Raw genomic sequence first — 16,911 nt, 5'->3', positions numbered from 1 at the left:
AAAGAAAAAATTTCCGGCGCCGATTGTGTCCGGGATGGTAGCGGAGGAGGGACTTGAACCCCCGACCTACGGATTATGATTCCGCCGCTCTAACCAGCTGAGCTACTCCGCCATCCCGGCGCGCCCGGCGTTATTCAGCCGGGGCAGGCCGCGCGCTATAGTTGGCACTTGCGCGATGGTCAAACCAAAATGCGCCTCAACACCGCTATTGGATTGCGCCATGATGAGCAGGCTTGTTTTCCGCAGCGTCAACCGGCACATGGCGCGCAGGATCACGGTTGCCGAAGGGCTATCGAGCAGGAGAGGGATGCGGTGCAGGACAGCTATGACATTGCCATCGTCGGAGCAGGACACGCGGGCGCACAGGCGGCGATCTGCCTGCGCCAGATGGGGTTCGCAGGCTCGATCGCGCTGATCGGCGAGGAGCAGTTCCCCCCTTATGAGCGCCCGCCGCTGTCCAAGGAATATCTCGCCGGCGACAAGCCGTTCGAGCGAATCCTGCTGCGTCCCGAAACCTTCTGGAGCGAGCGGCAGGTTGACCTGCAGCTCGGCAAGCGGGTGACCGCGGTCGATCCGGTCGCCAAGTTGCTGACCACCAGTGGCGGCACGCAGACCGGCTATGGCCAGCTGATCTGGGCAACCGGTGGCACGCCCCGGATGATGGATTGCCAGGGCAGCAATGCCAGCAACGTCTTTGCCGTGCGCACCCGCGCCGATGTCGACAAGATCATAGCGCGGCTCGACAACACGCAGAGCGTCGCGATCATCGGCGGCGGCTATATCGGGCTGGAAGCGGCCGCGGTAATGCGCAAGCTTGGCAAGCAGGTCACGCTGATCGAGGCGCTGGACCGGGTGCTCTCGCGGGTTGCCGGCCCGTCGCTGTCGGCATTCTTCGAAAAGGAACACCGCGACCACGGTGTGGATCTGCGCACCGGCTACACCGTCGATCACATCGAGACCGACGAGGCGGGGCATGCCGTCGCGGTGCGCTGCGGCAATGGCGAGCGGATCGCGGCGGACATGGTGATCGTCGGTATCGGCATCATCGCGCAGACCGGGCCGCTGATCGCAGCCGGGGCAGCGGGCGGCAACGGGGTCGATGTCGACGAGTTCTGCCGCACCAGCCTTCCCGATGTCTATGCCATCGGCGATTGCGCCGCGCACGCCAACGCCTTTGCCAACGACCGGGTGATCCGGCTGGAATCGGTGCAGAATGCCAACGACCAGGCCAAGGTCGCCGCAAGCCACATCATGGGCACGGCCGAGCCCTATCAGGCGGTACCGTGGTTCTGGTCCAACCAGTATGACCTCAGGCTGCAGACCGTCGGCCTGTCGCTCGATTACGATCAGGAACTGGTGCGCGGCGATCCTGCCAGCCGAAGCTTCTCGGTGATCTACCTGCGCGGCGGCAAGGTGATCGCGCTCGACTGCGTCAATGCCACCAAGGACTATGTCCAGGGCCGCAAGGCGGTGCTCGAAGGCGTGCCGCTCGATCTGACGGAACTGGCCAATCCGGCTATCCCGATCAAGGAAGTCAGTCACGCCTGATTGGCCGGAGTGCCGGTGCGGACCATGGTGTCGGTCCATCGCGAAATTTTGTTGCCGGGGATGAAACAAACTTGCCCCGTCAGGGGTTAACCTTCTAATACCGCGCCATAATCGTATACGGTGTCCCCAGTTTCTTCGAGTCTGTCATTTCCTTATCCGTTCGACCAACACGAACGATCGTGAAGCACGTCGCCCTGGCAGGGCTGGCGGCGCTCGCGCTTGCCGGATGCTCTAGCGCAGAGGACGACAAGAGCGGCGAACGGCCTGTGCCCGAAGTCGGCTTCGTTGTCGTCCGGGCGAGCCCCGTGCCCGTTTCGGTCGAGCTAGCCGGGCGGATCGCTGCTTTCGAGATGTCCGAGGTTCGCCCGCAGGTCACTGGCATCATCCGCCGCAGGTTCTTCGCCGAAGGCGCTGTGGTGCGGGCAGGGCAGACGCTCTACGAAATCGATCCGAGGCTGTATCGCGCGGCGACCGCAGAGGCGAACGCCAACCTCAACAGCGCGATGGCCAATGCCGAGGCAACCCGCATCCGGGCCGAGCGGCTGAAGCCGCTAGCCGAGGCGCAGGCGGTGGCGCTGCAGGATTATGTCGATGCCGCCGCCGCTGCGCGTCAGGCCGCCGCAGCGGTGCAGCAAAGCCGCGCGCAGTTGCAGACCGCTGACGTGAACCTGCAGTTCACCCGCGTTCCTGCGCCGATCACCGGGCGCATCGGGCGTTCGCTGTTCACCGTGGGCGCGCTGGTCACCGGCAACCAGGCCGAGCCGCTGGCGGTGATCCAGGGGGTCGATCCCGTGTTCGTGGACATCCAGCAATCGAGCGCGGAACTGCTGACGCTGCGCCGCTCGCTCGCGCAGGGCGGGGCTGCGCCAGCGAGTGCAGAGGTGTCGCTGGTGCTGGAAGACGGCAGCGACTACGGGCCGCGCGGTGTGGTGCAATTCTCCGAAGTGATGGTCAACGCCGCGACCGGTACGGTCACGCTACGCGCGCGCTTTGCCAATCCCCAGGGGCTGCTGTTGCCCGGCATGTTCGTCCGCGCCCGCTTCGACCAGGCGATCAACACCAGCGCCATTCTGGTGCCGCAGGCCGGGCTCAGCCGCAATGCCCGCGGCCAGGCGGCGGTCTTCGTGATCGACGCGCAGAACCGCGCGACCGAACGCCAGGTGACCGCAGACAGGGCCGTGGGCACCGACTGGGTGGTCACCAAGGGACTGAAGCCGGGCGACAAGGTGATCGTCCAGGGACTGGCCAAGGTCAGGCCCGGCGCGCCGGTCCGCCCGGTTCCGGCCAGCAAGCCGCAGGTGATTGCACCGCCGCCCCCGCCGAAGCGCGGCTGAGGCCGGCGCATGTCACGGATATTCATCGAGCGGCCGATCTTTGCCTGGGTGCTGGCGATCATCACCATGCTGGCCGGGGTCGGGGCGATCTATCTGCTGCCGATCGAACAATATCCCGATGTCGCGCCGCCACAGGTCAACATCCGCGCGACCTTCCCCGGAGCATCGGCGGACACGCTGGAGAACAGCGTCACCCAGATCATCGAGCAGCAGCTCACCGGGATCGATGGGCTGCTCTATTTCAATTCCAGCTCGAGCTCGCGCGGGCAGGTGACGATCAGCGCGACGTTCGAAAAGGGCACCGATCCCGATATCGCCCAGGTCCAGGTGCAGAACCAGGTCCAGCAGGCGCTGGCCCGCCTGCCGCAGCAGGTGCAGCAGCAGGGGCTGCGCGTTACCAAGTCCAACCCCGATTTCCTGCTGATCGTCGGCGTCTACGACGAGACCGACCGCAGCACCAATATCGACGTCTCCGACTTTCTCGTCTCCAACCTGCAGGATCAGCTCGCGCGGATCGAGGGGGTCGGCGAGACCAACGTGTTCGGCTCGCAATATGCGATGCGCATCTGGATGGACCCGGACCGGCTGGCTTCGGTCGGTTTGATGCCGGGTGACGTGATCACCGCGATCCGTAACCAGAACACCGAAGTGGCCGCAGGCGAGGTGGGTGGCCTGCCGCAGCCCGATACCAACCAGCTCAACGCCACGGTAACCTCGCAATCGCGGCTGCGCACCGTCGACGAGTTCAAGGCGATCATTCTCAAGTCCGAACAGAGCGGCGCGATCGTCCGCCTGTCCGATGTCGCCCGGGTGGAGTTGGGGGCAGAGAATTACTCTGCATCCAGCCGGATCAACGGCCATCCGGGGGCAGGTCTTGCGGTGTCGTCCGCGCCGGGCGCCGACGCGCTGGCAACCGCAGATCTGGTCAAGCAGGCGGTCAGCGAGGCCGAGGCGAACTTCCCGCCCGGCTACAAGGTCGCCTATGCCAACGATACCACCGCGTTCATCCGGCTGTCGATCGACGAGGTCGTCCAGACGCTGATCGAGGCGATCATCCTGGTCGTCATCGTGATGTTCGTGTTCCTGCAGAGCTGGCGCGCGACGCTGATCCCCACCATCGCGGTTCCGGTGGTGCTGCTGGGCACGTTCGCGATCTTCTATCTGTTCGATTTCTCGATCAACACGCTCACCCTGTTCGGGCTGGTGCTGGCCATCGGCCTGCTGGTCGATGATGCCATCGTGGTCGTCGAGAACGTCGAGCGGTTGATGGAGGAAGACCCCGAGCTCACCCCCAAGGAAGCCACGATCAAGTCGATGGCCGAAATCCAGGTCGCGCTGGTCGCCATTGCGGTTGTGCTCTCTGCGGTGTTCCTGCCGATGGCGTTCTTCGGCGGATCGACCGGGGTGATCTACCGCCAGTTCTCGATCACCATCGTCTCGGCGATGGTCCTCTCGGCGCTGGTCGCGCTGATCCTCAGCCCGGCGCTGACCGCCAGCCTGTTGCGGCAGAAGCAGATCGACGGGCACGAGCGGCAAAGCTGGCTCGAACGCCGCTGGCCAGCTGGCGCGCGGCGCGTCGACAAGGCGCAGCACTGGTTCAACCACGGCTTTGCGCGCGGTACCGACCGCTATGTCGCTGCGGTCGAGAAGGTGGTGGACCGCAAATGGCTGTTCCTTGCGATCTATGCGATCGTCCTGGTCCTGCTCGCGGTGCTGTTCGTGCGGCTGCCCACCAGCTTCCTGCCGACCGAGGACCAGGGCTCTGCGCGCGTGCAGTTCCGCCTGCCCGCCGGTGCCACCCAGGGTCGCACCCGCGAGGTGCAGCTGGCGATCGAGAAGTACATGCTGGAAAAGGAACGCGACAACATCGCGGTGATGTTCATCGTTGCCGGTGGCGGGCAAGGCGCGGCGGGACAGAACACCGGCCAGGGCTTCGTCAACTTCGTCGACTGGTCCGAGCGCGAGGGCGCGGAAAACTCAGCCGACGGAATTGTCGAGCGCGCCGGAAAGGCATTTTCGCAGTTCCGCGATGCGCAGGTCAACGCGCTTGTCCCCGCCGCCATTCGCGGCCTTGGGCAGACCAACGGCTTCAGCCTACAGTTGCAGAACACCAGCGGCATGACTCGCGAAGAGTTTACCGCCGCGCGCGACAAATTGCTCGAGCTGGCGGAAGGCGACCCGGTTCTGGCCGGCGTCCGGCTGGGCGAGCTGCCCGATGTCGCGACGCTGCAGGTCAACATCGATCAGCCCAAGCTGGCGGCCCTAGGGCTCAACCAGCAGGATGTGAACACCACGCTGTCGGCCGCCTGGGGCGGGCAGTATGTCAACGACTTCATCGATCGCGGCCGGGTCAAGCGCGTGTTCGTGCAGGGCGACGCGCCCTATCGCGCGACGCCCGATGATCTCAATGCCTGGTTCGTGCGCGGCGCGCAGGGCCAGATGGCGCCGTTCTCTGCCTTTGCCCGCACCAGCTGGGCGACCACGCCGACCACGCTGTCGCGCTTCCAGGGCTATCCCAGCTTCCAGTTCGAAGGCCAGGCCGCGCCGGGCGAAAGCTCGGGCGCTGCGATGGACCGGATCGAGGAGCTTGCGAAAGAGATTCCCGGGGTCGGCGTCGCCTGGTCTGGCCTGTCGTTTCAGGAACGGCTGTCCTCAGGACAGGCGCCATTGCTTTACGGCCTCTCGCTGCTGGTTGTCTTCCTGTGCCTGGCTGCGCTGTACGAAAGCTGGACAATTCCCGTTGCGGTGATGCTTGTCATCCCGCTGGGGCTGGTCGGCGCGGTATTCGCGGTGACGCTGCGCGGGCTGGAGAACGACGTATATCTGCAGATCGGGCTGCTCACCACCATGGGGCTGGCGGCGAAGAACGCCATTCTGGTGATCGAGTTCGCCGAACAGGCGGAAAAGCGTGGGAGCCGCGTGATCGATGCGGCGCTGGAAGCGGCGCGGCTGCGGTTGCGACCGATCCTGATGACCAGCCTTGCCTTCATCTTCGGCGTGCTGCCGCTGGCTCTGTCCAGCGGAGCAGGGGCCAACAGCCGCATCGCCATCGGGACGTCGGTGATCGGGGGCATGCTGACCGCGACGGTGCTGGCGATCTTCTTCATCCCGCTGTTCTTCGTGCTGGTCCGCCGCACCACGCGCGATACCTTGAAGAAGCTGCACATCGGCGAACCCAAAACGAGCGAGGGCGCGGTATGAGGGGCGCTGCACTGATCGCGATCGCGTTGCTTTCGGGCTGCTCGATGGCGCCCAAATATGTCCAGCCAGAGCTGCCGGTGCCGCAATCCTGGCCGGTGGGCGATGCCTATCTGGCGCAGAGCGAGGCGTCTCTGCCGGTATTGTCCTATCGCGAAGTGTTCGTCGATCCCCGGCTGGCGCAAGTGATCGATCAGGCGCTGGCCAACAACCGCAACTTGCGCGTCGCAGCCGCCAATATCGAGGCCGCGCGTGCGCAGTTCCGAATCCAGCGGGCCTCTCAGCTTCCGCAGATCGGGGTGGCGGCGGGTCGCACGCAGTTCGACAACGGCACCGCCAACCAGAACCGCAACCAGGATGTCGACATCGGCAACAGCCCGACCGCGAGTCGCTCGACCGCAGGGGTGCGTTATACCGCCGATGTCAGCACCACCGCATTCGAGCTGGACCTGTTCGGGCGGCTGCAATCGCTGTCCGATGCCGCGCTCAACCGCTATTTCGGCACCGAGGCGGCGGCGCGCGCCACGCGGCTGACGCTGATCGGCGATATCGCCGATGCCTGGCTGACCTATGCCACCGACCGCTCTTTGCTCAAGCTGGCCGAGGACACCGCCGCGAACGCGCGCGAGCGTGTGAAGCTGACCCGGCTGCGGCTCGATGGCGGCATCGCGCCGCGCACCGATCTGCGCCAGGCCGAGCAGATCCTCGCGACCGCCGAGGCCGATATCGCCGCACAGACCACCGCGCTGGCGCAGGATGTCAACGCCTTGCAGCTGCTGGTGGGGGCCCCGGTCGACGAGGCGCTGCTGCCGCGATCGCTCGCCGATGCGGGCGAGGCGGTGAAGACTTTGCCCGCCGGGCTCGATTCCACCATCCTGCTGCGCCGCCCCGATGTGATGCAGGCGGAGTATGAGCTGCGCGCCGCCAATGCCGAGATCGGCGCGGCGCGCGCAGCGCTCTTCCCGCGGATCACGCTGACGGGGCTTGCAGGGCTTGCCAGCAACGCGTTGTCGACGCTGTTCACCGGCGCGGCGTTCAATTATTCGGCAGGCGCCAATGTGCGCTATTCGCTGTTCGCCGGCGGCGCCGCGCAGGCCGGCGTGGCGCAGACCCAGGCGCAGCGCGATGCGGCGGTGGCAGGCTATGAAGGCGCGATCCAGGCGGCATTCCGCGATGTCGCCGATGCGCTGGCGCGCCGCGGCACGATCACCGAACAGCTCCGCGCCACCCGCGCCTTTATCGAGGCGGCGGAGGACAACTACCGGCTGACCGACATGCGCTATCGCGGCGGGCTGGACTCGTTCCTCACCAGCCTCGATGCGCAACGCTCGCTCTACACCGCAGAGCGCACGCTGCTGACGACGCGGCTGGTGGAAGCGAGCAACCGGGTGACGCTGTACCGCGCGCTGGGCGGCGAGGCGATTACAGCGCCGTAAGGTGGTGCCAGGCGGAAGCCAAGTTGCAGCCTTCAGCAAAGCAAACGCTCAGTCGATCGTCACGCCCGCGCACGCGGGGGGCCCGCTCATCTTCCGCAGTCGCGCAAAAGCGGGATTCCCGCGTTCGCGGGAATGACGAGGCTATGAAAACGCTGGGAATGGCCGCCTGCCTCGCCTCGCTGAGAGCGCGAAGGGCAAGGCAGGCGAATTCTATTCCAGGATAGGCTCAGCCCTTGGGGCGCTTGCCGGGGCCACCTGCACGGGGCTTGGCATCAAAGCGGGGCTTGCCTTCGGGACGTGGACGGCTGTCGCCGCGCGGGGCGAAGGACTTGCCGCCGCCGGGTCCACCCGAACGCGGGCCATCGCTGCGCGGACCATCGCTGCGCGGTCCGCGCGGCTTGTCGGCGAAGGATGCCCGGTCGGCATTGGTCTTCTTGTCGCCATAGGGCTTTTTGTCACCAAACGACTTGTTGTCGCCGAAGGGCTTCTTGTCGCCAAACGCGCGCGGCTCGCCATAGGGCTTGCGGTCGCCTGCAGGCTTGCGATCGCCGAACGGCTTCTTGTCGCCGAACGGCTTTTTCTCGCCGAATGCCTTGGCTTCATAGCGAGGCTTGAGCGGGCCGGAATTGCCCTTGCCCTTGTAGCCCGATCCCGAACCGCTGCGGCCTTCGGGGCGGCGCGGCGGGCCCGAGCGGCTGTGGCCCTGCGGGGGACCATCGGCACGCGCGATCACCAGGCTGCCCTCGTCGCTGTCCTCGCCGCCTGCGGTACGCTCTACAGCTTCGGCAAAGCGATCGGCAACGGCACGGGGAACCTCGAAATGGCTCTGCTCGTCACCAAGGCGGATCGCACCGATCTCGCTGCGGGTGATGTGGCCGCGACGGCACAGCAAAGGCAGCAGCCAGCGCGGGTCAGCGTTCTGGCGGCGTCCGATGTTCATCGTGAACCATACCGTGTCCTCGAACCCGGCGCGCGGGCCGGTTTCGCGCGGGGGCGGCGATGAATCGGCGTCGAGCAGTTCCTCGGGCAAAGGCATCTGCGCGCGGTGCGCCTGCACCAGCATGATCGCGATGTCCTCTGCGGTGCGTTCGCCCAGCAGCTTCTCGGCCAGCATGCGGTCGGCCTCGTCAGCCTCGACCGGCGCGCGCAATTTGTCGAGCAGGCGGTCATGGTCGGCGCGGCGGATGTCCTCGGCCGACGGCGCGTTGATCCACTGCGCGTTGATATTGGCTCCGCGCAGCATCGATTCGAGGCGGCGGCGGCGCGGATAGGGCACGATCATCAGCGCGGTACCCTTCTTGCCCGCGCGTCCGGTGCGGCCCGAACGGTGCTTGAGCGTGTCCATGTCGCGCGGCAGCTCGACATGGATCACCAGCGACAGGCTGGGCAGATCGATCCCGCGGGCGGCAACGTCGGTGGCGACGCAGACGCGCGCGCGGCGATCACGCAGCGCCTGCAGCGCGGAGTTGCGCTCGTTCTGGCTGTGCTCGCCGGACAATGCGACTGCGGAAAAGCCGCGCTCGATCAGGCTGGCATGGAGGTGGCGGACATTGTCGCGTGTCGCGCAGAACAGCATTGCGGTTTCCGCCTCGTGCAGGCGCAGCAGGTTGACGACGGCGTTCTCGATATCGGCAGGGGCCACGGTGACCGCGAGATATTCGATATCGCCATGGCCGCGGTCTGCGCCCACGGTCGAAATGCGATGCGCATCGCGCTGGTAGCGCTTGGCGAGCGCGACGATCGGCTGCGGCATGGTTGCCGAAAACAGCATGGTGCGGCGGCCATCGGGGGTCGCGTCGAGGATTTCCTCGAGATCTTCGCGAAAGCCCATGTCGAGCATTTCGTCGGCTTCATCGAGCACCGCGACCTTGAGGCCGGAGAGGTCGAGCGCGCCGCGTTCGAGGTGATCGCGCAGGCGACCAGGGGTACCGACGACGATCTGTGCGCCCTGCGACAGTGCGCGGCGTTCCTTGGATGCGTCCATGCCGCCGACACAGGTCGCGATGCGCGCACCTGCAGGGCCATAGAGCCAGATGAACTCGCGGCTGACCTGGAGTGCCAGTTCGCGTGTCGGCGCAACGATCAGCGTCTGCGGGGTGTGGCTGGGGGCCACGCGGCCATCCTCGCCGATCAGGTCGCTTGCCATGGCAAGGCCGAAGGCGACGGTCTTGCCCGATCCGGTCTGCGCCGAAACGATCAGGTCGCGACCATGTGCGTCCGGGGCGATCACGGCCTGCTGGACCGGTGTCAGGGTATCATAGCCGTGCGCGTCGAGCGCGTCCGACAGGATGGCGGGAACAGTATCAAATGGCATGGCTTATCAATTCGTCTTGAAGATGCGAAGGCTCCGCATCTTCAGGCGAAACCGCGCGCGACGCACAAAGGGGCGTCGCTGCAAGCGATTGCGCGTAGCCGAAAGTGTGCAGTTGCACAATGATAATCGGGCCGCCGCGCCACAGCCGCGCGGCCAGGACGGTCAGACGAGCCCCGGCAAAGGGTTGCGGCCATTCCTGGTCCAATAGGCATTGGCATCGTGTTCGTAGATCGGGTCGGTGATTCCGAAATAGTCGCGATAGTCGGTCACCGCCATTCTGCAGCCGGGCAGATGCCAGTCGTCGATGATCACGATCCCGCCATCGGAGAGCCGGGGATAGAGATGTTCGAGCGATGTCTCGACAGAATCATAGGAATCGGAATCCAGCCTGATCAGCGAGAAGCGCTCAGTGGCGAGCGTATGCAGCGTATCGGCGAAAAAGCCGGGGACGAACCTGACCCGCTCGTCGAGCATCCCGAAACGCTCGATATTGCGTTTCACCTCGTCGAGCCCTGCGACCCAGCGATCGGACCATTGGTCGACGGGGTCGTTCTGCGCGCGAGTGTTGAGCGGGATGCCGGCGAACGAGTCTGCTGCAAACACCTTGCGGTCGGCAATGTCATAGGCGCCGAGCAACGCGCGTAACAGTATGATGACTCCGCCGCGCCAGACGCCCGCCTCGATATAGTCGCCGGGGACGCGGGCAGCCTCGATCGCGACCACCGCCTGTTCGATCAGGTCGAGCTGCCCCTTGCGCAGCAGGGTAGTTGGCTGCACCGATCGGTCGATCTTCCACTCGCTCTGATCCATGTCGTAATGCGAGACACAGCGGAACTGCTCGAACGAGGCCTCTTGCCCCAGATAGTGATAGTTGGTGATCGATCGCTTGAGCAGATCGACATAGGCGTCGCGATCGAATTGCACGGGCGGCGCTGCCGTTTGCATTGTCTCAGGCCTTGTGTGGGTAAGAATGGAATTCGCAGCTGCATCAACGCGTTAGCCTGCTGCATGTTCCATGCGCGGTGCAGCAAGAATGCGGGTTTTTGGCTCGGTTCGTCGTTTTTTGTGGCGGTGCGGTCGCTGATCGGCATTAGATTGCCGCCGGGCCCCGCCGCATCTCCAGAATGCGGGCAAGGCACGAGTCGCATCGCTGGATGTCTGCGCCGACGCGCAGCAGCGGCGACGGCGGTTACCCATGGGAATATTGGAAAGGATGGCCTGCAATGAAATCACTGTCTCTCGCTGCCAAAGCCATGATCATGGCAGCGGCGTGCATCGTTCCGGCAAGCGCAATGGCGCAGGAAGTCGGCGACTGGGTGCTCTCGCCCTGGCGCGGCAGCAGCGTGTTCTATCCCGGCGTGGTCGAATCGCGCAGCGGATCGGTGATCACGGTGCGCTTTGACGATGGCGATGTCGAGACGCGTCAGGCCGATACGGTGGTGCCGTTCGACTGGCAGGCGGGCAGCCGCATCTCCTGCGCGTGGAGCGATGGCAAATGGTACAAGGCGACGATCCGGTCGATCGCTGCCGATGGCTACACCATGCAGATCCGCTATGACGACGACGGCACGGTCGAGAACACCAACACCGGGCGCTGCCGCACCCGCTGATCGGTTCGATGGCCTGGCGTCAGATGGCGAGCCCTGCGGCGTGGCCGCTGGCCCAGGCCCATTGGAAATTGTACCCGCCCAGCCAGCCGGTGACATCCACCGCCTCGCCTATCGCATAAAGGCCAGGCACCTTGCGCGCCTCCATGGTCTGCGATGACAGGCCATCGGTGCTGATGCCGCCCGCGGTCACCTCGGCCTTGGCATAGCCTTCGGTGCCGTTGGGGTGAAAGTCCCACGCTCCCAAAAGTCGTTCGGCCTGGGCCAGCAATTTGTCGCTCTGATCGGCGAGGCGCTTGTCGCCCGCCAGCCGTTCGGCGAGCGTCGCAGCGAGGCGGTCGGGCAGGAGGCCACCCAGGGCGCTGCGGAGGGTAGCGCGGGGCTGGCTGCGCTTGGCCGTGGTCAGCCAGCCTGCGGGCGTATCGGGCAGAAAGTTGACCGCGACCGGCTCGCCATGGCGCCAATAGCTCGAAATCTGCAGGATCGCGGGGCCGGACAGCCCCTTGTGCGTGAACAGGGCCGCCTCGCGAAACGCCGTCTTGCCTGCGCGCACGATGACTTCGGTGGCAACCCCCGAGAGCGATCGGAACAGTGTCTCTTCACCGCCCAGCGTCAGCGGCACGAGCGCAGGGCGCGGCTCGACAACCTTGAGACCGAACTGCCGCGCGAGATCATAAGCAAATCCGGTCGCGCCCATCTTGGGAATCGATGGCCCGCCGGTGGCGATCACCAACGCCCGCGCGGACGCTGTTTTCGAGCCGTAAGTGACGCGGTAAGTTCCTTCGGCGTGCGCCACGTCGCCGATCGGCTGGCCCAGCGCGATCTGCACGCCGCCCTTGGCGCATTCGTCGAGCAGCATCGCGACGATCTGCCTGGCCGAGCCATCGCAGAACAGCTGCCCTAGCGTCTTTTCGTGCCAGGCGATGCCATAAGCATCGACCAATGCGATGAAATCCTGCGCGCTGTAGCGGCCCAAAGCGGACTTGGCGAAGTGCGGGTTCGCGCTGATATAGCGATCGGGCTGGGTGTTCACATTGGTGAAATTGCACCGCCCACCGCCCGAGATCAGGATCTTCTTGCCGGGTGCATCGGCGTGATCGATCAGAAGAACCTTGCGCCCGCGCTGCCCGGCGACCGCTGCGCAGAACAATCCCGCGGCGCCTGCGCCGAGGATGATCGCGTCATAAGGAGTGGGGGCGGGGGAGGGCATGGCGCGGGTCTATGGCGTGAGGGAGCAGTTTAGTCGAGGATTTCCCGGTTCAAGTCCTCCCCGAGCTTGTCTCGGGGAGGGGGACCGCGACGCGTAGCGGCGTGGTGGAGGGGCATGGCGCAACCGTTTGAACATCTGCCCCTCCGTCAGCGCTGCGCGCTGCCACCTCCCCGAGACAAGCTCGGGGAGGATTGTCGTCACATCAATCCCATCGACCGCATGCTCGAATGCCCATCCAGCCCGATGATGATGTGGTCATGGACATCGATCCCCAGCCGTTTGCCCGCCTCGATGATCTCGCGGGTGATCTGGATGTCCTGCTTGCTGGGCTGCGGGTTGCCGCTGGGGTGGTTGTGCACCAGGATCAGCGATGTCGCCCCCAGGTCGAGCGCGCGCTTGATCACCTGGCGGGTGTAGATCGCCGCCTGATCGACCGACCCTTCGGACATGTTGTCATCGCTGATCAGCATGTTCTTGGCGTTGAGGAACAGCACCCGCACCCGCTCGCGGGTCAGGTGCGCCATGTCGAGCCTGAGATAGTCGAGCAAGGCCTGCCAGCTCGACAGGATCGGCTGGCGGCGCACGGGTTCGCTGACCAATCGCGACGCGGCCACCTGCACGATCTTGAGCGCCGCCGCGCTGGTCTCGCCCATGCCGGGGATCGCGCGCAGCGAATCGCCATCGGCGGTCAGCACGCCTGCCAGCCCGCCGAAATGGTCCATCAGCTGCTTGGCCAGCTGCTTGGTGTCGCGGCGCGGGATCGCCAAGGCGAGCAGATACTCAATGATTTCATGGTCATGCAGCCCGGTTCCGTCACCGTTCAGCAAACGCTGCCTAAGGCGCGAGCGATGCCCTGCGCCGTGATGGCCACCCGCCACCGCATCGGGCATCTCGGCATCGGCCAGCAAAGGCAGCACGGGCGAAGAGGAGGGCATGGTTTGAGGTTAATCTTTCGCATGCTGCCGGGCAAACGCTTTGTCCCCGACGCCTCTGCCGCCGCGACTTTTCGTGGTCGGCGTTGCAACCACGCGCGTTGCAGCGCATTCAGGTCAGGATGAGCGACGCCGACACCGAAGCCGAAGCGATCCCGCCCGCGCGCAAGGTGCGGGCGTGGCAGCGCACGGCATGGCCGTTGAAGATCGCGCTGTATGGCATCGCGTTGCTCGGGCTGGTCGGCCTGATCGCTTGGACCCAGCGCGAGGACATCGCGCGCAACCTGATCGGCGCCGAACTGGAACGGCAGGGCGTGCCGGCGACTTACGAGATCGAATCGATCGGCGTCGGGCGGCAGGTGGTGCGCAATCTGGTGCTCGGCGATCCAAGGCGCCCCGATGCGACGATCGAGCGGCTGACGGTCGATATCGGCGGCGGACTGTTCGGCCTGACGGTCGACAGCGCCGTGGTCGAGGGCCTGCGCGCCTTCGGGCGCTGGGAGAACGAGCGCCTCAGCTTCGGCAGCCTCGACCGCTTCCTCTATACCGACAGCACCGAGCCTTTCAGCCTGCCGCGGCTGGACCTGACGCTGCGTGATGCCCGCGTCAAGATCGACAGCCCGTATGGCGCGCTGGGCATCAAGGCGGATGGCAGCGGCAATCTGCGCGGCGGGTTCAAGGGCACTCTGGCGGCGGTGGGCAAGCAGCTTGCCTATCGCGGGTGCACGCTCGACCAGCCCAGCCTTTACGGCACGGTCAGCATCTCCGGGCAGCGGCCCGCATTCCAAGGCCCGCTGCGGTTCGATGCGCTGGCGTGTCAGGCGGGCGGGCTGATGATCGCGCGATCGGCGGTTGCCGTGCGCGCAGATGCCAATGTCGCTCTCGACCGGGTCAGCGGGTCGCTGGGCCCGCAAGCGGGCGCGATCCGGGCCGCCGGATTTGCTGCCTCTAACCTGCGCGGCAAGATCGATTTCGCCGCAACCGCGCAGCAGGTCGATGCCGATGTTGATCTCGCGCTTGCCAAACCTGCCGCTTCGGGGATCGGCTTTGCCGACATGGCCGCGAAGGGCATTGCCGTTCTGCGGCTGGGCGGAGCCTCACCGGGCTGGTCGTTCGAGGGGCGGGCCGAGGGCAGCGCGCTGACGGTCGATCGCGCAAGGCTCGCCGGACTCGACGACGCCGTAGCCGCGAGCGCCAATCTGCCGGTCGGGCCATTGGTTGCGCGGATGGCGCAGGCAGCGCGGCGGGCGCTCCCGGGATCCGATCTGGCGCTCGACCTGCAGGCGCGCGGCGGCGGCGATTCGCTCGCGCTGACGATCCCGCGCCTGTCGCTGACCAGCGCGCGCGGCGACCGGCTGGTCGGCGGCAACAGCCTCACCCTGCAGCAGGACGGTGATGCGCTACAGGTTGTTGGCAACATCTCCACCGGCGGCGAGGGGCTGCCGCGCGCGCAGCTGCGCATCACCCCGCGTGGGCAGGGGGCGTACGCACTCAGGGTCAGCATGGAGCAATATTCAGCCGGAGGTGCCTCGCTGGCGCTGCCCGCGCTTTCCGCGCTGTGGAACGGCCGCGGGCTGGCGACCTTCGGTGGACGGGCATTGCTGTCCGGCCCGATCCCCGGCGGATCGGTGCGCGCGCTGGCGCTGCCGTTGCAGGGTCGATGGAGCGAGGCGAACGGGCTGGCGCTTTACGATGGCTGCCAGACGCTGCGCTTCGACCGCCTGCAACTCGCCAACCTGACCGCGGACCGCCAGGCCATCACGATGTGCCCGCTGCGTGGCCAGCCGATGGTGCGGCAGGGGGCACGGGGCATGCAGCTGGCCGCGCGGCTCGGCGGGGCAACGCGGCTGCAGGCACGGCTAGGATCATCGCCGATGCAGCTTGCGGTCGGCGCAATGGCGGTCGACTTTCCAGGCTCGGTGACGCTGTCCGATGTCGATCTGCTGATCGGCAACCTCGAATCGGGCACGCACATCAAGGCGGCCGATCTCAGCGTCGATCTGGGCGGGGCGCTGGGCGGACGCTATGCCGATGCCGAGGCAACGATCGGCGCGGTGCCGTTGCTGCTCACGCGCGGCAGCGGCAGTTGGAGCTTTGCCGATTCGGTGCTCGGCGTATCGGGCGACGAATGGCTGCTGCGCGACCGGCAGGTGCCTGCGCGCTTCCAGCCCTTGGTCAGCACCGACATGCAGCTGACGCTCGCCGATGGCCGGATCGCGGTGACCGGAACGCTCGATGAACCGCAGACCGCGCGCGACGTGCTCCGCGTGGCCATTGCACATGACCTTTCGTCCGTCACCGGGCACGCCGACCTGTTTGTCGACCGGCTGACGTTCGATGACGATCTGCAGCCCGAGATGGTCAGCAATATCGTGCTCGGCATCATCGCCAACACCCGCGGGACGCTCGCGGGGAGGGGCCGGATCGACTGGTCCGCCAATGGCGTTACCTCCAGCACCGGACGCTTCCGCACCGATTCGCTTGATTTCGCCGCCGCCTTCGGCCCCGTGCGCGGGCTGTCGGGGGATGTCGTGTTCAGCGATCTGCTCGGGATGCAGACCGGGCCGGGGCAGGTGGTGCGGCTCGCCGAGGTCAATCCGGGCTTTGCGGTCTCGAACGGGACGATTCGCTATCGGCTGCTGCCCGATTTCCGGATGCAGGTGGAAGGCGGCGAATGGCCATTTGCAGGGGGGCGCCTGCTGCTTGATCCCGGCGTGATCGATCTGGTGAGCGAGCAGCCGCGGACTTTGGTGTTCCGAGTCGACCGGGTCGATGCCGCGCAGTTCCTCGCCGGGTTCGATTTCGAGAACATCAACGCCACCGGGCATTTTGCCGGCGTCATCCCGATCGTGTTCGACAAGGATGGCGGCCATGTCCGCGGTGGCAGGCTGGAGGTGATAGAGGATGGAGGTACGCTCGCCTATGTCGGTGAGCTCACGTATGAAGACCTCGGCACGATGGCAAACTTCGCCTTCAACGCCCTGCGATCGCTGCGTTACAAGTATCTGATCGTGGAGATGGACGGAGATCTGGCGGGCGAGGTGGTCACCCGCATCCGCTTTGATGGCCTCAGCCAGGGCGAGGGGGCGTCGCGCAATTTCCTGACGCGGCAGGTTGAAAGGCTTCCGCTGCAGTTCAACGTGACGATCAGTGCGCCGTTCCTGCAGCTGATCACGTCGGCGCGATCGCTGTATGATACGCAATATGTCACCGACCCGGCGCTGCTGGGGTTGCTGCCCGGCCAGGTCAACAATCCGGGCGCCGTGCTGCCCGGCGCGACACCACCAGATAAACCGGGCATTCAGCCCCCAGAAAGCGAGGATCGTCCATGA

General features: G+C 66.0%; 9 protein-coding genes, 1 tRNA gene and 1 pseudogene. 6 read left to right on the top strand and 5 right to left on the bottom strand.

Features of this window, described 5'->3' with window-relative positions; genetic code table 11:
* Window positions 1–35: 35 nt before the first annotated feature.
* Window positions 36–112: transfer RNA gene (locus tag IP68_RS07905), tRNA-Met, on the bottom strand.
* Window positions 113–312: 200 nt separating this feature from the next.
* Between IP68_RS07905 and IP68_RS07900 the strand changes: the two genes are divergently transcribed.
* The 4 genes from IP68_RS07900 (at window position 313) to IP68_RS07885 (ending at window position 7,516) form a co-directional block, all read left to right on the top strand.
* Complete coding sequence (locus IP68_RS07900) at window positions 313–1,548, top strand: NAD(P)/FAD-dependent oxidoreductase (protein WP_054134441.1); 1,236 nt, start codon at window positions 313–315, stop codon at window positions 1,546–1,548.
* A gap of 179 nt (window positions 1,549–1,727) precedes the next feature.
* Window positions 1,728–2,882 (top strand): efflux RND transporter periplasmic adaptor subunit, encoded by a 1,155-nt coding sequence (locus IP68_RS07895; RefSeq protein WP_054134440.1) that lies wholly within the window; start codon window positions 1,728–1,730, stop codon window positions 2,880–2,882.
* Between the two features lie 9 nt (window positions 2,883–2,891).
* Window positions 2,892–6,083: a multidrug efflux RND transporter permease subunit gene (locus IP68_RS07890; RefSeq protein WP_054134439.1), complete on the top strand. Its 3,192-nt coding sequence runs from the start codon at window positions 2,892–2,894 to the stop codon at window positions 6,081–6,083.
* Window positions 6,080–7,516: an efflux transporter outer membrane subunit gene (locus IP68_RS07885; RefSeq protein WP_054134438.1), complete on the top strand. Its 1,437-nt coding sequence runs from the start codon at window positions 6,080–6,082 to the stop codon at window positions 7,514–7,516. The genes IP68_RS07890 and IP68_RS07885 overlap by 4 nt, the downstream gene beginning before the upstream one ends.
* 565 nt (window positions 7,517–8,081) lie before the next feature.
* Here IP68_RS07885 and IP68_RS07880 read toward each other — a convergent pair.
* Together IP68_RS07880 and IP68_RS07875 are read right to left on the bottom strand one after the other, a co-directional pair.
* Window positions 8,082–9,830 (bottom strand): annotated as a pseudogene (locus tag IP68_RS07880) (DEAD/DEAH box helicase); the annotation flags it as partial.
* 162 nt (window positions 9,831–9,992) lie between these two features.
* The gene (locus IP68_RS07875; protein WP_054134436.1) at window positions 9,993–10,775 is read right to left on the bottom strand and encodes a TylF/MycF/NovP-related O-methyltransferase; all 783 of its coding nucleotides are present in this window, start codon (window positions 10,773–10,775) and stop codon (window positions 9,993–9,995) included.
* Window positions 10,776–11,053: 278 nt separating this feature from the next.
* Here IP68_RS07875 and IP68_RS07870 point away from each other — a divergent pair, with 278 nt between their 5' ends.
* Window positions 11,054–11,440, top strand: coding sequence for a hypothetical protein (locus IP68_RS07870; RefSeq protein WP_156317986.1), 387 nt, complete (start codon window positions 11,054–11,056; stop codon window positions 11,438–11,440).
* Window positions 11,441–11,459: 19 nt separating this feature from the next.
* Here the strand turns inward: IP68_RS07870 and IP68_RS07865 are convergent, their stop codons facing one another.
* Both IP68_RS07865 and radC read right to left on the bottom strand, forming a co-directional pair.
* On the bottom strand, window positions 11,460–12,647 hold the full coding sequence (locus IP68_RS07865; protein WP_054134434.1) for an NAD(P)/FAD-dependent oxidoreductase: 1,188 nt from the start codon (window positions 12,645–12,647) through the stop codon (window positions 11,460–11,462).
* Window positions 12,648–12,844: 197 nt separating this feature from the next.
* Window positions 12,845–13,537: a DNA repair protein RadC gene (gene radC / locus IP68_RS07860; RefSeq protein ID WP_054134513.1), complete on the bottom strand. Its 693-nt coding sequence runs from the start codon at window positions 13,535–13,537 to the stop codon at window positions 12,845–12,847.
* A gap of 1,805 nt (window positions 13,538–15,342) precedes the next feature.
* Between radC and IP68_RS20830 the strand changes: the two genes are divergently transcribed.
* Window positions 15,343–16,911 (top strand): YdbH domain-containing protein, encoded by a 1,569-nt coding sequence (locus IP68_RS20830; RefSeq protein WP_369814832.1) that lies wholly within the window; start codon window positions 15,343–15,345, stop codon window positions 16,909–16,911.

Origin of the sequence: Blastomonas sp. AAP25, assembly GCF_001295965.1 — a bacterium.
Classification (GTDB): domain Bacteria; phylum Pseudomonadota; class Alphaproteobacteria; order Sphingomonadales; family Sphingomonadaceae; genus Blastomonas; species Blastomonas fulva.
Note: the sequence above shows the minus strand (reverse complement) of the source record. Positions and strands in the feature narration are given on the sequence as shown.